22 protein-coding genes are annotated in these 15,475 nt (G+C 57.6%); 9 read left to right on the forward strand and 13 right to left on the reverse strand.

Annotated elements, in window-relative coordinates; genetic code table 11:
- Positions 1–12: 12 nt before the first annotated feature.
- The 11 genes from npr to GJV78_RS05235 all read right to left on the reverse strand — a co-directional run bounded on the left by npr (position 13) and on the right by GJV78_RS05235 (position 7,970).
- Complete coding sequence (npr, locus tag GJV78_RS05185; RefSeq protein WP_155107323.1) at positions 13–285, reverse strand: PTS phosphocarrier protein NPr; 273 nt, start codon at positions 283–285, stop codon at positions 13–15.
- Positions 282–1,136 carry an RNase adapter RapZ gene (rapZ, locus tag GJV78_RS05190; RefSeq protein ID WP_155107324.1) on the reverse strand — a complete coding sequence of 285 codons (855 nt, stop codon included), beginning with the start codon at positions 1,134–1,136 and terminating at the stop codon, positions 282–284. Before rapZ ends, npr begins: the two co-directional genes overlap by 4 nt.
- Positions 1,137–1,181: 45 nt before the next feature.
- The gene (gene ptsN, locus GJV78_RS05195) at positions 1,182–1,673 is read right to left on the reverse strand and encodes a PTS IIA-like nitrogen regulatory protein PtsN (protein WP_155107325.1); all 492 of its coding nucleotides are present in this window, start codon (positions 1,671–1,673) and stop codon (positions 1,182–1,184) included.
- Positions 1,674–1,788: 115 nt separating this feature from the next.
- Complete coding sequence (gene hpf / locus GJV78_RS05200) at positions 1,789–2,076, reverse strand: ribosome hibernation promoting factor (RefSeq protein ID WP_155107326.1); 288 nt, start codon at positions 2,074–2,076, stop codon at positions 1,789–1,791.
- A gap of 22 nt (positions 2,077–2,098) precedes the next feature.
- Entirely contained in the window at positions 2,099–3,532 is a 1,434-nt protein-coding gene (gene rpoN, locus GJV78_RS05205) for an RNA polymerase factor sigma-54 (RefSeq protein WP_155107327.1), read from the reverse strand.
- Between the two features lie 47 nt (positions 3,533–3,579).
- Entirely contained in the window at positions 3,580–4,305 is a 726-nt protein-coding gene (lptB, locus tag GJV78_RS05210) for an LPS export ABC transporter ATP-binding protein (RefSeq protein ID WP_155107328.1), read from the reverse strand.
- Positions 4,306–4,311: 6 nt separating this feature from the next.
- Positions 4,312–4,866 carry a lipopolysaccharide ABC transporter substrate-binding protein LptA gene (lptA, locus tag GJV78_RS05215; RefSeq protein ID WP_155107329.1) on the reverse strand — a complete coding sequence of 185 codons (555 nt, stop codon included), beginning with the start codon at positions 4,864–4,866 and terminating at the stop codon, positions 4,312–4,314.
- Positions 4,835–5,410 carry an LPS export ABC transporter periplasmic protein LptC gene (gene lptC, locus GJV78_RS05220; RefSeq protein WP_155107330.1) on the reverse strand — a complete coding sequence of 192 codons (576 nt, stop codon included), beginning with the start codon at positions 5,408–5,410 and terminating at the stop codon, positions 4,835–4,837. The genes lptA and lptC overlap by 32 nt, the downstream gene beginning before the upstream one ends.
- Entirely contained in the window at positions 5,407–5,973 is a 567-nt protein-coding gene (gene kdsC, locus GJV78_RS05225; RefSeq protein WP_155107331.1) for a 3-deoxy-manno-octulosonate-8-phosphatase KdsC, read from the reverse strand. Before kdsC ends, lptC begins: the two co-directional genes overlap by 4 nt.
- 19 nt (positions 5,974–5,992) lie before the next feature.
- The gene (gene kdsD, locus GJV78_RS05230) at positions 5,993–6,979 is read right to left on the reverse strand and encodes an arabinose-5-phosphate isomerase KdsD (protein ID WP_155107332.1); all 987 of its coding nucleotides are present in this window, start codon (positions 6,977–6,979) and stop codon (positions 5,993–5,995) included.
- A 13-nt stretch (positions 6,980–6,992) separates the two neighbouring features.
- Positions 6,993–7,970 carry a calcium/sodium antiporter gene (locus tag GJV78_RS05235; protein ID WP_155107333.1) on the reverse strand — a complete coding sequence of 326 codons (978 nt, stop codon included), beginning with the start codon at positions 7,968–7,970 and terminating at the stop codon, positions 6,993–6,995.
- A 209-nt stretch (positions 7,971–8,179) separates the two neighbouring features.
- On the opposite strand from GJV78_RS05235, the gene mlaF reads away from it, so the two are divergent.
- The 7 genes from mlaF (at position 8,180) to murA (ending at position 13,020) form a co-directional block, all read left to right on the forward strand.
- Positions 8,180–8,992 (forward strand): phospholipid ABC transporter ATP-binding protein MlaF, encoded by an 813-nt coding sequence (gene mlaF, locus GJV78_RS05240; RefSeq protein WP_155107334.1) that lies wholly within the window; start codon positions 8,180–8,182, stop codon positions 8,990–8,992.
- Between the two features lie 7 nt (positions 8,993–8,999).
- Complete coding sequence (gene mlaE, locus GJV78_RS05245) at positions 9,000–9,782, forward strand: lipid asymmetry maintenance ABC transporter permease subunit MlaE (protein ID WP_155107335.1); 783 nt, start codon at positions 9,000–9,002, stop codon at positions 9,780–9,782.
- Between the two features lie 4 nt (positions 9,783–9,786).
- The gene (mlaD, locus tag GJV78_RS05250) at positions 9,787–10,335 is read left to right on the forward strand and encodes an outer membrane lipid asymmetry maintenance protein MlaD (protein WP_155107336.1); all 549 of its coding nucleotides are present in this window, start codon (positions 9,787–9,789) and stop codon (positions 10,333–10,335) included.
- Positions 10,336–10,352: 17 nt separating this feature from the next.
- Complete coding sequence (mlaC, locus tag GJV78_RS05255) at positions 10,353–10,988, forward strand: phospholipid-binding protein MlaC (protein WP_155107337.1); 636 nt, start codon at positions 10,353–10,355, stop codon at positions 10,986–10,988.
- Positions 10,988–11,281, forward strand: a complete 294-nt coding sequence (gene mlaB / locus GJV78_RS05260; RefSeq protein ID WP_155107338.1) for a lipid asymmetry maintenance protein MlaB — start codon at positions 10,988–10,990, stop codon at positions 11,279–11,281. Before mlaC ends, mlaB begins: the two co-directional genes overlap by 1 nt.
- A 173-nt stretch (positions 11,282–11,454) precedes the next feature.
- The gene (gene ibaG / locus GJV78_RS05265; RefSeq protein ID WP_155107339.1) at positions 11,455–11,709 is read left to right on the forward strand and encodes a BolA family iron metabolism protein IbaG; all 255 of its coding nucleotides are present in this window, start codon (positions 11,455–11,457) and stop codon (positions 11,707–11,709) included.
- 51 nt (positions 11,710–11,760) lie between these two features.
- Positions 11,761–13,020 carry a UDP-N-acetylglucosamine 1-carboxyvinyltransferase gene (murA, locus tag GJV78_RS05270; protein ID WP_155107340.1) on the forward strand — a complete coding sequence of 420 codons (1,260 nt, stop codon included), beginning with the start codon at positions 11,761–11,763 and terminating at the stop codon, positions 13,018–13,020.
- Between the two features lie 52 nt (positions 13,021–13,072).
- Here murA and sfsB read toward each other — a convergent pair whose 3' ends face one another.
- Both sfsB and ispB read right to left on the reverse strand, forming a co-directional pair.
- Entirely contained in the window at positions 13,073–13,360 is a 288-nt protein-coding gene (gene sfsB / locus GJV78_RS05275) for a DNA-binding transcriptional regulator SfsB (protein ID WP_155107341.1), read from the reverse strand.
- 231 nt (positions 13,361–13,591) lie between these two features.
- Positions 13,592–14,563, reverse strand: coding sequence for an octaprenyl diphosphate synthase (gene ispB / locus GJV78_RS05280; protein WP_155107342.1), 972 nt, complete (start codon positions 14,561–14,563; stop codon positions 13,592–13,594).
- A 258-nt stretch (positions 14,564–14,821) separates the two neighbouring features.
- On the opposite strand from ispB, the gene rplU reads away from it, so the two are divergent.
- Together rplU and rpmA are read left to right on the forward strand one after the other, a co-directional pair.
- Complete coding sequence (gene rplU, locus GJV78_RS05285; RefSeq protein ID WP_000271401.1) at positions 14,822–15,133, forward strand: 50S ribosomal protein L21; 312 nt, start codon at positions 14,822–14,824, stop codon at positions 15,131–15,133.
- A 19-nt stretch (positions 15,134–15,152) separates the two neighbouring features.
- Entirely contained in the window at positions 15,153–15,410 is a 258-nt protein-coding gene (rpmA, locus tag GJV78_RS05290) for a 50S ribosomal protein L27 (RefSeq protein ID WP_003861831.1), read from the forward strand.
- The last annotated feature ends 65 nt before the right edge of the window (positions 15,411–15,475 follow it).

The raw sequence follows: 15,475 nt of genomic DNA on the forward strand, positions 1-15,475 counted from the left end.
GAGGGCGCGGGTTTAATCTTCGTCAAATCCGGAGTTAAACAGCGCAATGACCGCCGCCAGCGCCTCGGCCTCCTGCGGGCCGGAGGCTTCGACTTCGATCTGCCTGCCTTTGGCAGAATCAAGCATCAGCAGGGCAATAACGCTGTTGGCCTCGGCCTCGGCACCTTCTTCGTTGCGCAGCAGAACCTCAGCGTCAAATCCCTGCATCAACTCAAAAAGCTTCATGGCGGGCCGGGCATGCATACCCAGCTTATTGGTGATTACAACGGTCTGTTTTACGGTCATGGTTTGCGTTTTTCCAGCGTACGATGGCGAGACTGGACGTTCTTACCGCGCGAGCGGAAGTAGTCGGCCAGCTGTTCTGCAATATACACCGAACGGTGTTTTCCACCGGTACAACCGATAGCGACGGTAAGGTAGCTGCGGTTGTTGGTTTCCAGCATGGGTAACCATAGCTCAAGATAGCTGCGGGTCTGGTAGATAAAATTGTGAACTTCCGTGTGCCTGTCGAGGAAGGCGGCGACGGGTTTGTCGAGGCCGGTCATCGGACGCAGCTTCGGGTCCCAGTGCGGGTTTGGCAGGAAGCGTACGTCAAAGACGTAGTCGGCATCGATCGGGATACCGTGCTTGAAGCCGAAGGATTCGAAGACCATCGTCAGCTCGCGCTCGCGTTTGCCCAGCAGCCGGGTACGCAGCATCTCCGCCAGCTCGTGTACGGACATTTCTGAGGTATCGACAATCAGGTCGGCGCGGGAGCGCAGCGGTTCCAGCAGATCGCTCTCCTGATCGATGGCGCTCTCCAGGGAGAGGTTCTTGCTCGACAGCGGATGCAGGCGTCGGGTGTCGCTGTAGCGGCGGATCAGGGTGTTGCGATCGGCGTCAAGAAACAGCAGCTGCGGAGAAAACGCATCGGGCAGATTGGTCATAGCCTGCTCAAAGATTTCAGGCGACTCCGGCATATTGCGCACGTCAATGCTGACCGCTGCGGATATCTGGCGATCGGCCAGCGTGCGGGCCAGATCGGGCAGCAGCACTACGGGAAGGTTATCCACGCAGTAAAATCCCATATCTTCCAGCGCGCGCAGGGCGACGGACTTGCCGGAGCCTGACCGACCGCTGACGATCATCAGCACCATGTACTGTTTCTCCTCACCACGTCAAAAGGGGGTTGCCGGACGCCGTTATGCTTCATCCCGATCGCCCTCGCTGCCGGTGATGATTTGATACAACTCCTCATCGCTCTGGGCGGCGCGCAGGCGGCGGCAGATGGTTTTATCCGCCAGGCGTTTGGCGACCAGCGACAGCGTGTGCAGATGCGTCCTGGTCTGATCGGCGGGCACCAGCAGCGCGAAGAGGAGATCCACCGGCTGATTGTCGACGGCGTCGAAAGCGATAGGTGTTTCAAGCTGTACGAACACGCCGACGGCGCGCAGGGTGTCTTCTTCCAGCTTGCCGTGCGGAATGGCCAGCCCGTTGCCGATGCCGGTGCTGCCCATTTTTTCACGGGTCAGGATCGCTTCAAAAACCACCTGTGGCGGCAGGCTAAGCTGTTTTGCCGCCAGCTCGCTGACGATCTCCAGCGCGCGCTTTTTGCTCTGACAGTGAACGCCGCTGCGCGTACATTCCTGGTTAAGCACACTGCTCAGTTGTAGAGTTGTATCGTTAATAGTCATAATTTCACCTGAGAACCCGCGCCGCAGGAAGGGAGCGGGTTCGGAGCGCTAACCGTACAAATGGTCCGCTGTGCTGCACAACGGCCCGTCCTGCACCCGTTAACTGCCCGGACACTTAATGTTGTTTCAGTTTATCTTTATGTTTGGTTAACTGTCTTGCCAGCTTATCAATCAGCACGTCAATGGCGGCATACATGTCCTGACCTTCCGCACCGGCGTGGATCTCGCCCCCGTTGACGTGCAGCGTCGCCTCCGCGATATGCGACAATTTCTCCACCTTCAGTACCACGTAGACCTGGTTGATCCTGTCGAAATAGTGTTCGAGCCTGGCGAACTTGATGTTGAGAAAGTCACGCAGGGCTGCGGTAATTTCAACGTTGTTACCGGTGATGTTGAGCTGCATAGCGTCTTCCTTATCGGTTGGGTCAAACCAGCTGCTTGCGCTGGTTTGACGGCGGAATGGATAAAGATTCTCGGTACTTGGCAACGGTGCGGCGTGCCACCATGATGCCCTGCGCCGACAGCATAGAGGTTAATTTGCTGTCGCTCAGCGGCTTCGCCGGGTTTTCCGCCGCAATCAGCTTCTTCACCAGCGCGCGGATCGCCGTGGAAGAGGCTTCGCCTCCGCCTTCGGTGCTGACGTGGCTGGAGAAGAAATACTTCAGTTCAAAAATGCCGCGCGGGCTGTGCAGATACTTCTGCGTGGTCACGCGGGAGATGGTCGACTCGTGCATCTCGACGGCCTGGGCGATATCCGCCAGCACCATCGGCTTCATAAACTCTTCGCCCTGCTCAAAGAAGGCCTGCTGCTGCTCCACGATGCAGCGACTGACGCGCAGCAGCGTGTCGTTGCGGCTCTCCAGGCTCTTGATGAGCCACTTCGCATCCTGCAGGTTGCTGCGAATGTACTGGCTGTCGGCGTCGTTGCGCCCGCCGCTGCACATGGCGGCATAGTGCTGATTAATCTGCAGGCGGGGTATGCTGTCGCTGTTCAGCTCAACAGTCCAGCGGCCGTTGTGCTTGCGCACCAGCACGTCCGGGATCACATACTCCGGCTCGCCGGTCTGGATCGACTGGCCGGGGCGGGGATCGAGGGACTGAATTAAATTGACCGCCTCTTTCAGCACCTCTTCCTTCAGGCGCGTGACGCGCATCAGGGTGCGGAAATCGTGGTTCGCCAGCAGATCGAGATGGTCGCTGACGATCAGCCGGGCCTCTCCCAGCCAGGGCGTGGATTTATCGAACTGCGACAGCTGGATCAGCAGGCAGTCGCGGAGATCTTTCGCCGCCACGCCGACCGGATCGAAGCGTTGAATGCGCTTGAGCACCGCTTCGATTTCATCAAGACCCAGCTCCTCGTTGCCGGTGCTTTCGAGAATGTCCTCCAGTGAGACGGTAAGATAGCCGGTATCGTCAACCGCATCGACGATCGATGTGGCGATGGCGCGATCGATGTCGGAGAAGGGGGTCAGCTCCACCTGCCACATCAGGTAATCCTGCAGGGTCTGGGTGGTTTCGCCCTGGTAGACCGGCAGTTCGTCGTCGATATAGTCGCCGCTGGTGCCGGACGGGGTGCCGGCGGTGTAGATTTCGTCCCAGCTGGCGTCGAGGGGCAGCTCCTCGGGCATCTCTTTTTGCTCGAGCGCGTCAGCGGTATCCAGCGATTCGCTGTCCGGCGTTTCGCGGGCGTCGATTTCGTCGTGAAGATCGGTCTGCTCAAGCAGCGGATTGCTCTCCAGCGCCTGCTGAAGTTCCTGCTGTAGTTCCAGCGTAGACAGCTGCAACAGGCGAATGGCCTGCTGCAGCTGGGGCGTCATCGCCAGCTGTTGGCTTAACCTGAGTTGCAAACCTTGCTTCATGTTCAGAATCGTTTTCTCCTGCCGTAACGTGACAACCTTCTACCCTATCAGAGTCTGAAGTCTTCCCCAAGGTATACGCGCTTAACGTGCTCATCCTGCAGGATCCCGGCAGGCGTGCCGTGGGCGATCAGGTGGCCCTGGCTCACGATATAGGCGCGTTCGCATACCGCCAGCGTTTCGCGTACGTTATGGTCGGTGATAAGTACGCCCAGGCCGCTGTCGCGCAGATGTTCAATGATGCGTTTGATATCAATAACCGAGATCGGGTCAACGCCGGCGAAGGGTTCATCCAGCAGGATAAACTTCGGGTTTGCCGCCAGCGCACGGGCAATCTCCACGCGACGGCGTTCGCCGCCGGAGAGCGCCTGGCCCATGCTGTCGCGCAGATGTTCAATATGGAACTCTTCCATCAGCTCGTTGGCGCGGTCTTCCCGCTGCTCGCTGCTCAGATCGTCGCGGATCTGCAGCACCGCCATCAGGTTGTCGTAAACGCTCAGGCGGCGAAAAATCGAGGCTTCCTGCGGCAGATAGCCGATCCCGCGGCGCGCGCGCGCGTGCAGCGGCAGCAGGCTGATGTCTTCATCGTCGATGATAATATTGCCCGCGTCGCGTGAAACGATGCCGACCACCATGTAAAAGGTGGTGGTTTTCCCGGCACCGTTCGGGCCGAGCAGGCCGACAATTTCACCTGAGTTAACGGTCAGGCTGACGTCTTCCACCACGCGGCGGCCCTTGTAGGCCTTAGCAAGGTTTTTTGCAGTTAAGGTTGCCATAACGGATTAGTTACCCTTTTTTTGAGCCGGGGCCTGGTCTTTGTTTTTGTCCTGCAGCTGCGATGGCACCAGCACGGTGGTCACCCGCTTGCCTTTTTCGCTGAAGGCCTGCATTTTCTGCTCTTTCACCAGGTAGGTGATTTTGTCGCCGGTGATGTTGCTGTCGAGCTGTTCAAGATAGGCTTTGCCGGTCAGGATCACGAAGTCCTTCGCCAGCTCATAGTGCATTTTCGAGGCGTGACCCTTCACCGGCTTGCCGTTATCCTGCATCTGATAAAAGGTTGCCGGGTTGCCGAAGCCGTCAATCACCTCTTTGCCCTGCTCGCCGCCCGGACGGGTGACCACCACCTTATCGGCGTTGATTTTGATGGTGCCCTGGGTGACCACCACGTTGCCGGTGAAGGTTACCACGTTGCCCTGCATATCCAGAGACTGCTGGTCCGATTCAATGTGGATCGGCTGCTCGGTATCTCCGGTCAGGGCTAAGGCCGGAATACTGGAGGCCAGAAGCGCGCCGGCAAGCATAAGGTTAAGGCTGAGGTTGTTTGCTTTGAATTTCATAGGAGGTTCTCACCTTTTCAATCAGCTCTGCGTTTTTGCTGCGTAAGTTGCCGCGCATTTTCAGGCCGCTGGAGTTAAACGTTGTGCCGTATAGCGTGACCAGATCCTCAGAGGTAACGTCCTGGGTCACCAGGTTGATCTGCGCATTATCGGTGGTGATTTTGCGAAGCTGGGCGTCGGGCACCAGCGCGTTGACCTCAACGTGACCGTACAGATAGAGCATCCGATCCTCGGTCAGTTTGGCCCGGTCGGCCTTAATGGACCAGGTTTCGATCTTATTTTTATCAAAGGTGGTCAGCACCGGCTGGGTAAACCACGAAACGGCCCGATCGGAATAATATTCAACGTGTTGAGCAATCAGGCGGTAGCTCAGTGCGCCTTCCGGGCTATACACTACGGTGTCCGTGTGCTCGCTTTTGTAGGTGGGATCGCTGGTGTTGAAGACCGCCTGCGCGGGATCGCCTTTATCTGCCAGATTAATACCAATCAGCACCAGCGCGGCCAGCGACAGAACAATGATAACCCAGCGTCTGGTTTTACTCATATGGATAGCCCTTTGGCCTCATCAAGTTTGCCCTGCGCCAGCAGCAGCAGATCGCAGACCTCCCGCACCGCGCCGCGGCCGCCGGCGATCGTCGTCACATAGTCGGCCCGCGGGATTAGCAGCGGATGCGCGTCGGCGACGGCGACGCTCAGCCCGACCTTTTCCATCACCGGCCAGTCGATGAGATCGTCCCCGACGTAGGCGGCGTTCTCCGGGGGAATGCCCAGCTTTTCCAGCAGGTCGGCAAAGGCGAGCAGTTTGTCCGACTGCCCCTGATAAAGATGTGTGATGCCCAGGGTGGCGCAGCGATCTTCAACCAGTTTAGCTTTTCGCCCGGTAATAATCGCGACCTCAATGCCTGAAGTCAGCGCGCAGCGAATGCCGTAGCCATCGCGCACGTTGAACGCCTTCAGCTCTTCGCCGCCGTTGCCCATGTAGATCAGGCCGTCAGACAGAACGCCGTCCACATCGAGGATCAGCAGGCGAATCTGCTGCGCCTTCTTGATGACGCGGTGGCTGACGGGGCCATAACAGGTCGCAAGCGACGCACCTGCGTTACTCATTTCGTTTATCCTTGCGTTGCTACACTACGCCTGCGCGCAGTAGATCATGCATATGTAACACACCGAGTAGCTGGTCGCCATCGGCAACCATCACCGAGGTGATATGACGGGACTGCATTAAATTCAGCGCATCGACGGCCAGAATGCCGGGGCGTACGCGGATGCCGCCCGGCGTCATCACGTCGGCGATGCCCAACTGGCGCACGTCGACGCCCATATCAAAAACGCGCCGTAGATCGCCGTCGGTGAAGATGCCGTCGATCTTCATCGTCTCGTCGCAGATCACCGTCATGCCGAGATTTTTGCGCGTGATCTCCAGCAGCGCGTCGCGCAGGCTGGCGTGCTTGTTCACATGCGGGATCTCATCGCCCGTATGCATAATGTCGTTTACGCGCAGCAGCAGCTTGCGCCCCAGCGCGCCGCCCGGATGCGAGAGCGCAAAGTCTTCGGCGGTGAAGCCGCGGGCCTTCAACAACGCGACGGCGAGCGCATCGCCCATGACCAGCGTGGCGGTGGTGCTGCTGGTCGGGGCCAGCCCCAGCGGGCAGGCTTCCCTGGGTACTTTAACACACAGATGGACATCTGCCGCACGCCCCATGGTGCTTTCGGGACGCCCGGTAACGCAGATCAGCGGCACCTGCAGACGTTTGAGCACCGGGATCAGCGCGGCAATCTCGCCCGATTCTCCGGAATTGGAGATGGCGATAACCACGTCCTGCGGTGTTACCATGCCGAGATCGCCATGGGCCGCTTCACCGGGGTGGACAAAAAATGACGACGTGCCGGTGCTGGCGAAGGTGGCGGCCATTTTGCGTCCGATGTGGCCTGATTTCCCCATCCCCATCACTACAACTTTGCCGGTGCAGCGGAATAGCACTTCGCAAGCGCGGGTAAAATCCTGATTAATGTAGCGATCCAGTTCCGCCAGCCCTTCACGCTCAATCGTCAGCACCTCTTTACCTGCATGCTGAAAGTCAAAATCTGCTTGTAATTCTAAATGTGACATAATGCGTTTCCAGTTATCCAACGAGAAGCGGCGACAGCCAGTACAACATCGCCAGCCATACGATAAATGCGCCGGTCAGCAGCGCACCCGCGCCGCGTCCGATCTGACGCGCACGCCGCCAGCAGAGCAGGGCGAAGACTATGCTCACCAGCAGCATTACGCTAGAGTCCCGAACGAAGGCCAGCGGATTGACCTCGCCGGGGATAATCAGCGCCGGCAGGCCAAGAACGATCGCCACGTTAAAAATATTGGCACCGATAATATTGCCGACGGCGATGTCATTTTTCCCTTTGCGCACGCCTGCAATTGCCGTTGCCAGCTCGGGCAGGCTGGTGCCGATGGCGATAACCGTCAGGCCGATGGTCAGCTCGCTCATGCCGAAGTAGTTCGCCAGCACGGTGGCGTTGTCGACCACCATCCGGGTGGCCATTGGCATAATGATCAGCGCCACGCCCAGCCATAAAAACGCCACCGGCAGCCCGCCCTCCCGCGGCAGCTCTGCGACCTGCTCCAGGGTCAGGCTGTCGTTACCCTGCCGTTCGGCCAGGCGGGCGATTTTAACAATGAACAGCAGCCAGAGCACGGCCAGCAGCAGGAGAAAAATGCCATCTGCCCGGCTCAGCTGGTTATCGTAAAGTACGGATCCGGCCACTATGCTAACAAATAACACTAACGGCAGTTCGCGGCGTAGAATATCGGAATGGACGGTAAAAGGGTGGATCAGCGCCGCCACGCCGAGAATAAGCAGAATATTGGTGATATTTGAGCCAATCGCCGTACCGACGGCCAGATCCATCTGCCCGTGCAGCGAGGCGGCCAGCGAAACGATGATTTCAGGCAGCGAGGTGCCGAGGCTGACCACCGTCATGCCGATAATGAGCGGCGGAATACCGAAGGCCCGGCACAGAATAGAGGCGGCAAATACCAGACGGTCGGCACCATAGACAACTAAAAGTAAACCAATTATCAGTAGCGCCGTTGCTAAAAGCATCTAAGGTCCTTTCTTCAGGTATACTCGCCGTTTGGCGGAGGAGCCTCCGGCTGCCGTGACGAAGGCTTAATTCTGACTTTATGCGGCTAAAAAGTAAAACAAATGCCAGCTTTCGCTAATCGGGGCAGGTAATATTCTGTAAAGATGTTGGGCTGATAATGAAATGCAGCTCCATGCTGAGTCTACGAGGCAATACGAAGGATGAACCAATGGATCACTCTGCGGCGAACTTAGTCGACATGCGCGACGTCACCTTTACCCGTGGCGATCGCTGTATTTTCGATAACATTTCCCTGACGGTGCCGCGCGGGAAGATCACGGCGATCATGGGGCCGTCGGGGATAGGGAAAACCACGTTGCTGCGTCTGATCGGCGGTCAGATCCCACCGGACAGCGGCGAGATCCTGTTTGATGGCGAAAATATTCCGGCCATGTCCCGGTCGCGGCTGTATACGGTGCGCAAACGCATGAGCATGCTGTTCCAGTCGGGAGCGCTGTTTACCGATATGAACGTTTTTGACAACGTGGCTTATCCGCTGCGCGAGCATACGACCCTCAGCGCGCCGCTGTTGAAAAGCACGGTAATGATGAAACTTGAAGCCGTGGGCCTGCGCGGCGCGGCGAACCTGATGCCTTCAGAGCTTTCCGGCGGTATGGCCCGGCGCGCGGCGCTGGCGCGGGCCATCGCCCTTGAGCCGGATCTGATCATGTTTGATGAGCCGTTTGTGGGGCAGGATCCCATTACGATGGGCGTGCTGGTGAAGCTGATCTCTGAGCTAAACGACGCGCTGGGCGTCACCTGCATCGTTGTCTCTCACGATGTGCCTGAGGTGCTGAGCATTGCGGATTTCGCCTGGATCATGGCGGATAAAAAAATTGTCGCTCACGGTAGCCCCCAGGCGCTAGAGGAGAACGGCGATCCGCGCGTCCGCCAGTTCCTGGACGGCATAGCCGACGGGCCGGTTCCGTTCCGCTATCCTGCGGGCGATTATCACGCTGATTTACTCGGAACGGGGAGTTAAGCCACTCATGCTGTTAAATGCACTGGCGTCGCTGGGGCGTAAGGGCATCAAAACCCTGAGCACGTTCGGGCGCGCCGGAATTATGTTGTTCAATGCGCTGGTCGGCAGGCCGGAATTTCGTAAACATGCGCCGCTGCTGGTGCGCCAGCTCTATAACGTCGGCGTCCTGTCGATGCTTATCATCATCGTTTCCGGCGTGTTCATCGGCATGGTGCTGGGGCTGCAGGGCTACCTGGTCCTGACCACCTATAGCGCCGAAACCAGCCTCGGAATGCTGGTGGCGCTTTCGCTGCTGCGCGAACTGGGGCCGGTGGTTGCCGCGCTGCTGTTTGCCGGACGCGCCGGCTCCGCGCTGACTGCGGAAATTGGCCTGATGCGGGCCACCGAGCAGCTCTCCAGCATGGAGATGATGGCCGTCGATCCGCTGCGTCGGGTGATCTCCCCGCGTTTTTGGGCGGGCGTTATCTCTCTGCCGCTGCTGACCATCGTCTTTGTGGCGGTTGGCATCTGGGGCGGTTCGCTGGTGGGCGTCAACTGGAAAGGCATCGACCCCGGATTCTTCTGGTCGGCGATGCAGAACGCCGTCGACTGGCGTCTCGATCTGGTCAACTGTTTAATCAAAAGCGTGGTGTTTGCTATCACCGTAACGTGGATTGCGCTGTTTAACGGCTATGACGCCATCCCGACCTCCGCCGGGATTAGCCGGGCGACCACCCGCACCGTGGTGCACGCCTCGCTGGCCGTCCTGGGGCTGGATTTTGTACTGACCGCACTGATGTTTGGGAATTGAGTTCATGCAAACGAAAAAAAATGAAATTTGGGTCGGGCTGTTTTTACTGGTCGCGCTGCTGGCGGCGCTGTTCGTCTGCCTGAAGGCGGCCAACGTCACCTCCATCCGCACCGAGCCAACCTACACGATTTACGCCACCTTCGATAACATCGGCGGGCTTAAAGTGCGTTCGCCGGTGCGCATCGGCGGGGTGGTCATCGGGCGCGTGGCGGATATTTCGCTGGATCCGAAGACGTATCTGCCGCGCGTTACGCTGGATATCGAGGAGCGCTATAACCATATTCCGGACACCAGCTCGCTGAGCATTCGTACCTCCGGGCTGCTGGGGGAGCAATATCTGGCGCTTAACGTCGGTTTTGAGGATCCCGAGCTGGGAACGTCTATCCTGAAGGATGGCGGCACCATTCAGGACACCAAGTCCGCGATGGTTCTGGAAGATATGATTGGGCAGTTCCTTTACAACAGTAAAGGCGACGACAAGCAATCCGGCGAGGCGTCAACGCCGTCTGAAGACGATAATCAGACCGCAGACCCTGCGGGCGCAAAACACTAATTCGGGAGAATTGAGGTATGTTTAAACGACTAATGATGGTGGCTCTGCTGGTTATCGCGCCGCTGAGCGCGGCGACGGCGGCCGATCGGAGCAACCCGTATAAACTGATGAACGAAGCGGCGCAGAAGACCTTTGACCGCCTGAAGAACGAACAGCCGCAAATCCGCGCCAATCCGGACTATCTGCGCAGCGTGGTCGATCGGGAGCTGCTGCCCTACGTGCAGGTGAAATACGCCGGCGCGCTGGTGCTGGGCCGCTACTATAAAGAGGCGACGCCCGCCCAGCGTGAGGCCTATTTTGCCGCGTTTCGCGAGTATCTGAAGCAGGCCTACGGCCAGGCGCTGGCGATGTATCACGGACAGACGTACCAGATCGCTCCGGAGCAGCCGTTGGGCAGCGCTACCATCGTGCCCATCCGGGTGACTATTGTTGATCCGAACGGGCGTCCGCCGGTGCGGCTGGACTTCCAGTGGCGTAAAAATTCCCAGACCGGCGACTGGCAGGCTTACGACATGATCGCCGAAGGCGTCAGCATGATCACCACCAAGCAGAATGAGTGGAGCGATCTGCTGCGTACCAAAGGGATCGACGGCCTGACCGCGCAGCTGCAGTCCATTGCGAAACAGAAGATCGTTCTGGAAGGGAAAAAATAATGACCCAGTCACTCAGCTGGACGCGGGAAGGCGACAGGCTGGCGCTGGCGGGAGAGCTGGATCAGGACGTGCTGAAGCCGCTATGGGATGCGCGCCGTGAGGCGATGCAGGGGGTCACCACTATTGACCTCAGTCGGATCGTCCGGGTGGACACCGGCGGGCTGGCGCTGTTGCTGCACCTTGTTGAACAGGGAAAAAAGCAGGGTAACAGCGTGTCCCTTGCGGGCGTCGATGATAAGGTCTGGACGCTGGCGAAGCTGTACAATTTGCCCGCTGACGTTCTGCCTCGTTAATTTTCACCGGCCGGATTGAGCGCCTGCGCCGCGTCCGGTCAAATCCTCTTCGGGGACGCAGCCTGACCTGAGCCTTGCCTGTTTTATCAGCAGGGCTTTTTGCTTATTTAAGACAGCGCCACTTTGCTCTAAGATGATGGGCTGTTTTCACTATCTGACGAATAAAAGAGCCCATGGAAAATCATGAAATTCAGAGCGTGCTGATGGACGCGCTCTCCCTCCAGGAAGTCCACGTCTCCGGCGATGGCAGCCACTTTCAGGTTATCGCCGTGGGTGAGATATTTGACGGCATGAGCCGGGTAAAGCAGCAGCAGACGATCTACGCTCCGCTAATGGAATACATTGCGGATAACCGCATTCACGCCGTGTCGATCAAAGCGTATACCCCGACGGAGTGGGCGCGCGACCGCAAGCTGAACGGTTTTTGAGCTGCAGGCGACCGCCGGCAGCGAATATGAATTCTTAATTGAGAAATTACAATGGATAAATTTCGTGTTCAGGGGCCGACCCGGCTTCAGGGCGAAGTCACTATTTCAGGGGCTAAAAATGCGGCTCTGCCGATTCTATTCGCGGCGCTGCTGGCGGAAGAGCCGGTAGAAATTCAGAACGTGCCGCAGCTGAAAGATATCGACACCACGATGAAGCTGCTCAGCCAGCTGGGTACTAAGGTGGAGCGTAACGGCTCCGTCAGGATCGACGCCGGCAAGGTGAATGTCTTCTGTGCGCCATACGAGCTGGTAAAAACCATGCGTGCCTCTATCTGGGCGCTGGGGCCGCTGGTTGCCCGATTTGGCCAGGGGCAGGTTTCTCTGCCCGGCGGCTGCGCCATCGGCGCGCGCCCGGTCGATCTGCATATCACCGGGCTGGAGCAGCTGGGTGCCGAGATTCGCCTGGAAGAGGGCTATGTGAAGGCCTCCGTCAAAGGGCGGCTGAAAGGCGCGCATATCGTGATGGACAAAGTCAGCGTAGGGGCGACGGTCACCATCATGACCGCGGCGACGCTGGCGGAAGGCACCACGGTGATTGAAAATGCCGCCCGTGAGCCGGAAATTGTCGATACCGCCAACTTCCTCGTCACGCTGGGGGCGAAGATTAGCGGGCAGGGAACGGATAGCATCACTATCGAAGGCGTCGATCGTCTGGGCGGCGGCGTTTACCGCGTGCTGCCGGATCGTATCGAAACCGGCACCTTCCTGGTCGCCGCCGCCATCTCCGGCGGGAAAATCGTCTGCCGGAACGCGCAGCCCGACACCCTGGATGCCGTGCTGGCAAAACTGCGTGACGCCGGTGCCGATATCGAAATCGGCCCGGACTGGATTAGCCTGGATATGCACGGCAAGCGGCCGAAGGCCGTAAACGTGCGCACGGCACCGCATCCGGCGTTCCCCACCGATATGCAGGCGCAGTTTACCCTGCTGAACCTGGTCGCCGAAGGCACGGGCTTCATCACGGAAACTATCTTTGAGAACCGCTTTATGCACGTCCCCGAGCTGATTCGCATGGGCGCGCATGCGGAAATTGAAAGCAACACCGTGATTTGCCACGGCGTAGAGAAATTATCCGGCGCGCAGGTCATGGCGACGGATCTGCGCGCCTCCGCAAGCCTGGTGCTGGCGGGGTGCATTGCGGAAGGCACCACCCTGGTGGATCGCATCTACCATATCGATCGCGGCTATGAGCGCATTGAAGATAAGCTGTGCGCGCTGGGTGCCAACATTGAACGTGTGAAAGGCGAATAGCTCCTTTTCAACCTCTGCTGCCCCCCGGTCGACGACCGGGGGGCAGATCTCCTCATTCAGCATCCTGTTTTCGCTTACGGCCTGCGCGTATCAGGCGCGTTCTGTCGATAAACTCGTGGGTTCTGGGATCGTGATAGCGCGATGGCCAGATCACCCAGGGGTCGATACCCAGTGCTTTAGCAATAATCAGCTCTCCTTTCGGCCAGGGTCGCGTCAGGGTGTTGGCCAGCGTTGACGAGCTTAACCCGTTTTTGCGTGATTCAGCGGCCATTGAAGTGCCTTTCTTGCGCAATGCGGCGATGATATCGGCCGGATGCCAGTCGATCAGTTTTTTATCCATCTTTCCCCTCGCTTCTTAACGCTCTTTACAGACGTTCTGTGCAAAGTGCCTGAAGGGCTACTATACGCCGAGAGATGAAATGTTCTAAAAAGTTCTCTTAATGAGCGAGTATATTCGGAATATGCCAGGGGAACTTTCTTTATTTTCAGTAATTATAAAACGGTTTTGGGGTTTTTCTGGAGCTTATTTGAACCTCTCTCCCGGATAAGATACGGGAGAGAGAGGGAAGGGTTAACGGTCGCGCTGTACGGCGATGTGTGCCAGGCCAATTAGCGCATCGCGCCAGGGGGTATCCGGCAGAGGACGCAGAGCCTCGATGGCCTTATCCGCCTCCTCTTCCGCGCGTTGGCGGGTCCAGTCCAGCGAGCCGCATTGGCGCATTGTTTCCAGTACCGGTTCCAGAAGGTGCCGGCCGTTTCCCTGCTCGATGGCCGAGCGAATCATCTGCGCCTGCTCAGGGGTGCCGTGATGCATCGCATGTAGCAGCGGTAACGTTGGCTTGCCTTCGTTGAGATCGTCGCCGACGTTTTTACCAAGCTGCTCGCCGTCGGCGCTGTAATCCAGCAGATCGTCAATCAGCTGAAAGGCGGTGCCGAGGTAGCGGCCATAGTCCTGCAGCCCTTGCTCCTGCTCCGGCGTGCAGCCGGCCAGAATGCCGGAGCACTGGGCCGCAGCCTCAAACAGACGCGCCGTTTTGCTGTAGATAACGCGCAGGTAGTTTTCTTCAGTGATGTTCGGATCGTTAACGTTCATCAACTGCAGAACTTCACCTTCGGCGATAACGTTGACCGCTTCGGACATAATCTCCAGCACCTTCAGCGAGCCAAGGCTGGTCATCATCTGGAAGGCGCGGGTGTAGATAAAATCGCCTACCAGCACGCTGGCGGCGTTGCCAAAGGCGGCGTTGGCGGTGGCTTTCCCACGGCGCATATCTGATTCATCCACCACGTCGTCATGAAGCAGCGTGGCGGTGTGGATAAATTCGATTAGCGCGGCAATGGTGACGTGCGCATTGCCCTGATAGCCGACGGCGCGCGCGGCGAGTACGGCGATCATCGGACGAATGCGTTTGCCGCCGCCGCTGACGATGTAATACCCTAACTGATTGATCAGTTGGACGTCGGAAGTAAGCTGGTTAAGAATTGCCGTATTGACACCCGCCATATCTTGCGCGGTTAACTCGTTGATTTTTTCTAAATTCATCGCAAAAGCCGGGCTTATTGCCCCATTTATCCCATTTCTGAATGAGGTAACGTAGGGTTAAGGGTTTGGAATATCCACTGATTGTACTGAAAAAACGCCGCAGATAAACGTTACCTTACACGTTGTGTTTTTTTTCTTCATGTATCGCTGGTAGCTCTTGTCAAAGGCTCGCGTTTTGCGTAATATTCGCGCCCTATTGTGAATATTTATAGCGCACTCTGAATTATTGAAAAGGCGTGCGCGGAAGCGGAGTTTTTTATGTACGCGGTTTTCCAAAGTGGTGGTAAACAACACCGAGTAAGCGAAGGTCAGACCGTTCGCCTGGAAAAGCTGGACATCGCAACCGGCGAAACTGTTGAATTCGCTGAAGTGCTGATGATCGCAAACGGTGAAGAAGTCAAAATCGGCGTTCCTTTCGTTGATGGCGGCGTAATCAAAGCTGAGGTTGTTGCTCACGGTCGTGGCGAGAAAGTTAAAATCGTTAAGTTTCGTCGTCGCAAACACTATCGTAAGCAGCAGGGTCATCGTCAGTGGTTCACTGATGTAAAAATTACCGGCATCAGCGCCTAAGACCTGAGGAGAGATTTAAATGGCACATAAAAAGGCTGGCGGCTCCACTCGTAACGGTCGCGATTCAGAAGCTAAACGCCTGGGCGTTAAGCGTTTCGGCGGTGAAAGCGTTCTGGCGGGCAGCATCATCGTTCGTCAGCGTGGCACCAAATTCCACGCAGGCACTAACGTAGGCTGCGGACGTGACCACACTCTGTTTGCTAAGGCAGACGGCAAAGTGAAATTCGAAGTTAAAGGCCCGAACAACCGTAAGTACATCAGCATCGTTGCTGAGTAAGTTTTTCGTGGTCCGGTAACGGATTGAAGCCCCGCACCTGTTGCGGGGCTTTTTACATTCGACGG

Source organism: Intestinirhabdus alba (assembly GCF_009711095.1).
Taxonomy (GTDB): domain Bacteria; phylum Pseudomonadota; class Gammaproteobacteria; order Enterobacterales; family Enterobacteriaceae; genus Intestinirhabdus; species Intestinirhabdus alba.